At 58.9% G+C, this 4,652-nt stretch carries 7 protein-coding genes and 2 tRNA genes (1 of these 9 running past the window's edge); 3 read left to right on the top strand and 6 right to left on the bottom strand.

Annotated features, from left to right (window positions below; all coding sequences use genetic code 11):
- Both AC3WN7_RS24775 and AC3WN7_RS24770 read right to left on the bottom strand, forming a co-directional pair.
- A tRNA-His gene (locus tag AC3WN7_RS24775) sits at positions 1-22 on the bottom strand (it extends 154 nt beyond the left edge of the window).
- 32 nt (positions 23-54) lie between these two features.
- Positions 55-131 (bottom strand) — tRNA-Arg (locus tag AC3WN7_RS24770).
- Between the two features lie 274 nt (positions 132-405).
- Here AC3WN7_RS24770 and folD point away from each other — a divergent pair.
- Both folD and pbpG read left to right on the top strand, forming a co-directional pair.
- On the top strand, positions 406-1,260 hold the full coding sequence (gene folD, locus AC3WN7_RS24765; protein WP_008001570.1) for a bifunctional methylenetetrahydrofolate dehydrogenase/methenyltetrahydrofolate cyclohydrolase FolD: 855 nt from the start codon (positions 406-408) through the stop codon (positions 1,258-1,260).
- 237 nt (positions 1,261-1,497) lie between these two features.
- On the top strand, positions 1,498-2,436 hold the full coding sequence (gene pbpG / locus AC3WN7_RS24760; RefSeq protein WP_015094299.1) for a D-alanyl-D-alanine endopeptidase: 939 nt from the start codon (positions 1,498-1,500) through the stop codon (positions 2,434-2,436).
- A gap of 98 nt (positions 2,437-2,534) precedes the next feature.
- Here pbpG and AC3WN7_RS24755 read toward each other — a convergent pair whose 3' ends face one another.
- From AC3WN7_RS24755 to AC3WN7_RS24745, 3 genes are all read right to left on the bottom strand, one after another.
- The gene (locus AC3WN7_RS24755) at positions 2,535-2,750 is read right to left on the bottom strand and encodes a hypothetical protein (RefSeq protein ID WP_007977127.1); all 216 of its coding nucleotides are present in this window, start codon (positions 2,748-2,750) and stop codon (positions 2,535-2,537) included.
- A gap of 17 nt (positions 2,751-2,767) precedes the next feature.
- On the bottom strand, positions 2,768-2,974 hold the full coding sequence (locus AC3WN7_RS24750; protein WP_015094297.1) for a DUF6021 family protein: 207 nt from the start codon (positions 2,972-2,974) through the stop codon (positions 2,768-2,770).
- Between the two features lie 95 nt (positions 2,975-3,069).
- Positions 3,070-3,804, bottom strand: coding sequence for a C39 family peptidase (locus AC3WN7_RS24745; RefSeq protein WP_102675385.1), 735 nt, complete (start codon positions 3,802-3,804; stop codon positions 3,070-3,072).
- 137 nt (positions 3,805-3,941) lie between these two features.
- Between AC3WN7_RS24745 and AC3WN7_RS24740 the strand changes: the two genes are divergently transcribed.
- Complete coding sequence (locus AC3WN7_RS24740; protein WP_095967387.1) at positions 3,942-4,151, top strand: hypothetical protein; 210 nt, start codon at positions 3,942-3,944, stop codon at positions 4,149-4,151.
- A 69-nt stretch (positions 4,152-4,220) separates the two neighbouring features.
- Here AC3WN7_RS24740 and AC3WN7_RS24735 read toward each other — a convergent pair.
- On the bottom strand, positions 4,221-4,652 hold a 432-nt coding region (locus AC3WN7_RS24735), incomplete at its 5' end, for a TerC family protein (protein WP_146022445.1).

The following is a 4,652-nucleotide window of genomic DNA, read 5'->3' as shown; positions in this document are numbered from 1 at the left end:
CTACCAACTGAGCTACGCCCACCATATCGCGTTACTTGTGCCAAAGCTGCCTAATGGCGCACCCGGCAGGACTCGAACCTGCGACCATCCGCTTAGAAGGCGGATGCTCTATCCAGCTGAGCTACGGGCGCCTTGTTAGCTGTACCCTTGGAGGACTACAAACTAAGTGCTTTCCAGTCTCGCAGAACCGTAATCCCGCTCAACCTTCTTAACCAGTGCTAGGCTGTGCCCGACAAGTGCGACGAATAGTATAGAGCCACCCGAAGGTCGTCAATTCCTTTTTAAAAAAAATTCATTTAATTAAAGGAGTTAGGGGAATTTGCAGACCAAGCGCCTTTGCCCTCACCGCATGACATGCGAGAATGCGTTCTCTTTTTTTCCCCTCTCGATGGTTAATCACGCGCAATGACTGCACAACTAATCGACGGCAAATCGATCGCCGCCAGCCTGCGCCAGCAGATCGCCCAACGTGTCACCGAGCGTCGCCAGCAAGGCCTGCGCACGCCCGGCCTTGCGGTGATCCTGGTCGGTAGCGATCCTGCCTCTCAGGTTTATGTCTCGCACAAGCGTAAAGACTGTGAAGAGGTCGGCTTTCTGTCCCAAGCTTATGACCTGCCTTCCGAAACCACTCAAGAAGCACTGACCGAGCTGATCGATCGCCTGAACGACGATCCTGCGATCGACGGCGTTCTGCTCCAGCTTCCGCTTCCCGAACACCTGGACGCCTCCAGACTGCTGGAGCGCATTCGTCCGGACAAAGACGTCGACGGTTTCCATCCTTATAACGTCGGTCGCCTGGCCCAGCGTATCCCGCTGCTGCGCCCATGCACCCCCAAAGGCATCATGACCCTGCTGGAAAGCACCGGGGTCGATCTTTACGGGATGAATGCCGTGGTCGTCGGTGCGTCCAATATCGTTGGCCGCCCGATGGCGATGGAGTTGCTGCTGGCCGGTTGCACCGTGACGGTCACCCACCGCTTTACCAAGGACCTGGCCGGTCATGTCGGCCGTGCGGACCTGGTCGTCGTCGCCGCCGGCAAGCCAGGGCTGGTCAAGGGCGAATGGATCAAGGAAGGCGCGATCGTGATCGATGTCGGCATCAACCGTCAGGACGATGGCAAGCTGGTCGGTGACGTGATCTACGAAACCGCCCTGCCCCGCGCCGGCTGGATCACTCCGGTGCCGGGCGGCGTTGGCCCGATGACCCGTGCCTGCCTGCTGGAAAACACCCTGTACGCCGCTGAAACCCTGCACAGCTGAGTTTCACCGCAGACGCTGACAGCGAATCGAAGAACCCCGCCCTTGGCGGGGTTCTTTTTGCCTGCGAAACACGCTCGACCACCCGACGGAAAATGACATTTTTTTCATGTTTCTCAGGACTTTCGCCTGTTGTTTGAACAACCATCGACAGTTATTCAGCCATACTCCAGAATGTCGCGCTTTTTACGAAATAGCCCGTTACAGAACGGCCTATCAACACTTTGTGAGTCTGCCAGCGTGAAAATCCGTCTTTCCATCCTGAGCCTATTTTTTGCAGTTACAGGGACTTTCCTCACGCCCATCGCCAGTGCTGACGAGACCACCGCAGCGCCGCGAGATACGAAGACACTCAAGCTCGCTTCCGGCAGTTCCCTGCTGCTGGACATGCAGACCAACAAAGTCATCTATGCCAGCAATCCTGACGTCGTCGTCCCCATCGCGTCCGTCAGCAAACTGATGACCGGCCTGGTCGTGGTCGAAGCCCGCCAGAACATGGATGAATACATCAACATCAACATCAGCGACACACCGGAAATGAAAGGCGTGTACTCCCGGGTCAAGCTCAAGAGCGAACTGCCGCGCCGGGAAATGCTGCTGATTGCCCTGATGTCATCCGAAAACCGCGCCGCTGCAAGCCTGGCCCACCACTATCCGGGAGGCTATGCCGCGTTCATTGCTGCCATGAACGCCAAGGCCCGGGCCTTGGGCATGACCAACACGCATTTCGTCGAGCCGACCGGTCTCTCCCCGCGCAACGTGTCGACCGCTCGCGATTTGAGCAAACTGTTGATCGCCGCGCACAAGTACCCGCTGCTGACCGAGCTGAGCACGACCAAGGAAAAAACCGTCTCGTTCCGTAAACCCAACTACAGCCTGGGTTTCCGCAACACCGACCATTTGGTCCGCAAGCCGGACTGGGACATCCAGCTGACAAAAACCGGTTTCACCAACGAAGCAGGCCACTGCCTGGTGCTGGTGACCCGAATGAGTAATCGCCCGGTGGCCCTGGTGATCCTTGACGCCTATGGCAAGTACACCCATTTTGCCGATGCCACGCGCATGCGTAATTGGGTAGAGAGCGGAAAGAGCGCAGACGTGCCTTCCGTAGCCTTGCAGTACAAGGCAGACAAGAACCTCAAGCAGCGGCAGAGCGGCGTGGTTGAAGCGTCGCAGTAACCTTGCTGCAGACACATGAAAAAGCCCCGATCACTCGGGGCTTTTTTTTGGTTCTTCACGGAACACAGATTACGAAACATCCTACAGGTGGCGGCTATTCAGTCGTTGGGCAGCGGCATCTGGTCGTCATCCGGGATGCCGTCGCCGGTACTTGGATCTCTCCACCCCTTCGGTTTTTCAGTAGGCACCACCGTTGGCCGCGCCAGGGGATCCCTCAACGGGCTGTCCGGATCCATCACCGGATCGGTGCTTTGCTCCGGGGTCGTGGGGACGGTTTCCGGACGTTTGTCGTCGAAACTGGAATCGGTAGACATACACACCTCCATTGAACCTAAGGTTTCAGATCACCCAGTGGATCGTAGGGCTTTGCCGGAGCCTTGGGGTTGTCACCCGGCTTCACATCCCTCGGTGCCTTGGCGGGCCCGATCGGGTCGACCTGAGGGTCGGCAAGGTCCGGTGAATCGGGGTCGAAACCCAGCTCATCGCCAGAGGAATGTTCAGACGAGTGCGGACCGACGGGCGTTGTGGAGTGAGCCATGGGTGCCTCCTGATCTCGGCCCGGAACAATGATCCGGGCCTTTGAAGATCAGAGGCCGGCGGCGAACGATGGTGCCCGTCGGGTGACCAACGGACTTAGTGTGCGGCCAGGGCTTTTTTCGCCTTGGCGGCGGCCTGCTCCTGACCGGCTTGAGCCAGCTCGTTGGCGGCATTGAGCCATCGCTGCTGATCGACCTGCGACGGGATCTGCGTCGGATTCTGGATCAGCACGGCCCAGCCACCGGCGTCCTTGAATGCCGACTCGAAGGCGCTGAAGCTCATCAGTTCGCGGCGATCCATCCCCGCGCGCAACAGGACCGTCTGCTTCTGGCGGTTGTAGCCGGCTAAAATGGCGTAACGCGGTTCGGCCCACATGGCCGAGCCCTCGGTGAAGCGCACCATCACCGGATAACCGGCGGCGACCTGCGTCAACAAAGCCGCAAGGTTGCTGTCGAGGGGATAAACCACCATCCCGTACTCGCGGGCCAGGTTCTGCATGTTCTGTTGCAACTGCGCTTCACCCCCCGGCAAATGCAAGGGCTTTTCGAGCAAGCCCGGGGTGATCACGATGCCCTGCTGGGACAGCATGCTGGCCAGCACCTGCGGCCCGCTTTGATACGCATCGCCCCGGTAGAATCGGCCGCTGAGTTCGACTCGCTCCGGCAAACGCTTGATCTCGGGTGCAACACTCCCGGCGCAGCCCGCCAGACTTGCCACGCAACCGGCCATCAGCATGGCCGACAAAATTCGAGAAAATACCCGCACCATCAGCTCTCTCTTGTTCAGGTTCAGACGCCAGGCAATCCCATTTCTGGCTCGGTCGTCGATCATAGGTCGCCGCGCTGCCCGGGTATAGCTTTAAACGGCAGACGCGTGCATCCGATAGAGCGAACTGGTTGGTGACTGCCGACTTTCGGTCAATAGTCTGAAATGCAGTAACGGCTAGACTGTGTTCTAAAGAGACGGCAGTGAAGCGTGTGTGCCCGCAGCAGGGCAAAGAGGAGGCGCAGATGAGCCTGACCATGATCATTGCGATGTTGATTGGCAGCTGGCTGGCGGTAGCCGCTGCCATGCTGTGGGGCGTGCTGCGCATCACTCGCCGCCACCATCACCCTGCCCCGCCCGCAACGGCGCCAGAAGCGGACGAGACGCGCAGCCAACACGCCAACGCTCACTGACCGATATTTTCTTCGAACAAACAAAAACGGCCGCCTGGGTTCAGGCGGCCGTTTGGCTTTCATCTACCGTCAAGCGTCAGCGTTTACCTGCTTCTGCCGGGCCCGGCGGGACATCATGTTCAACACCTCGATCGAAGCCGAGAACGCCATGGCCGCATAGACGTAGCCTTTCGGTACATGGGCGCCGAAGCCTTCGGCGATCAGCGTCATGCCGATCATGATCAGGAAGCCCAGGGCCAGCATCACCACCGTCGGGTTGTCGTTGATGAACTTGGCCAACGGATCAGCGGCAAACAACATCACCAGCACCGACACCACCACCGCGATGATCATGATCGGCAAATGCTCGGTCATGCCGACAGCGGTAATGATGCTGTCGATGGAAAACACCATGTCCAGCATCAGGATCTGGCCGATCGCCGCAGCAAAGCCCAGGGTCACGGTGGATGTCTTGGACGTCGGATCATCCGGCGCCGGGTCCATGCTGTGATGGATCTCGGT

The organism is Pseudomonas sp. FW305-70, from assembly GCF_058783925.1.
The sequence above is the reverse complement of the archived record's forward strand: the minus strand, read 5'-3'. Positions and strand labels throughout refer to the sequence as shown.

Coding starts and splice junctions, on each gene's coding strand:
- AC3WN7_RS24750 (WP_015094297.1), bottom strand. CDS start 2,974: ATGGCTCACTCCACAACGCCCGTCGGTCCGCACTCGTCTGAACATTCC.
- AC3WN7_RS24745 (WP_102675385.1), bottom strand. CDS start 3,804: ATGATCGACGACCGAGCCAGAAATGGGATTGCCTGGCGTCTGAACCTG.
- AC3WN7_RS24755 (WP_007977127.1), bottom strand. CDS start 2,750: ATGTCTACCGATTCCAGTTTCGACGACAAACGTCCGGAAACCGTCCCC.
- folD (WP_008001570.1), top strand. CDS start 406: ATGACTGCACAACTAATCGACGGCAAATCGATCGCCGCCAGCCTGCGC.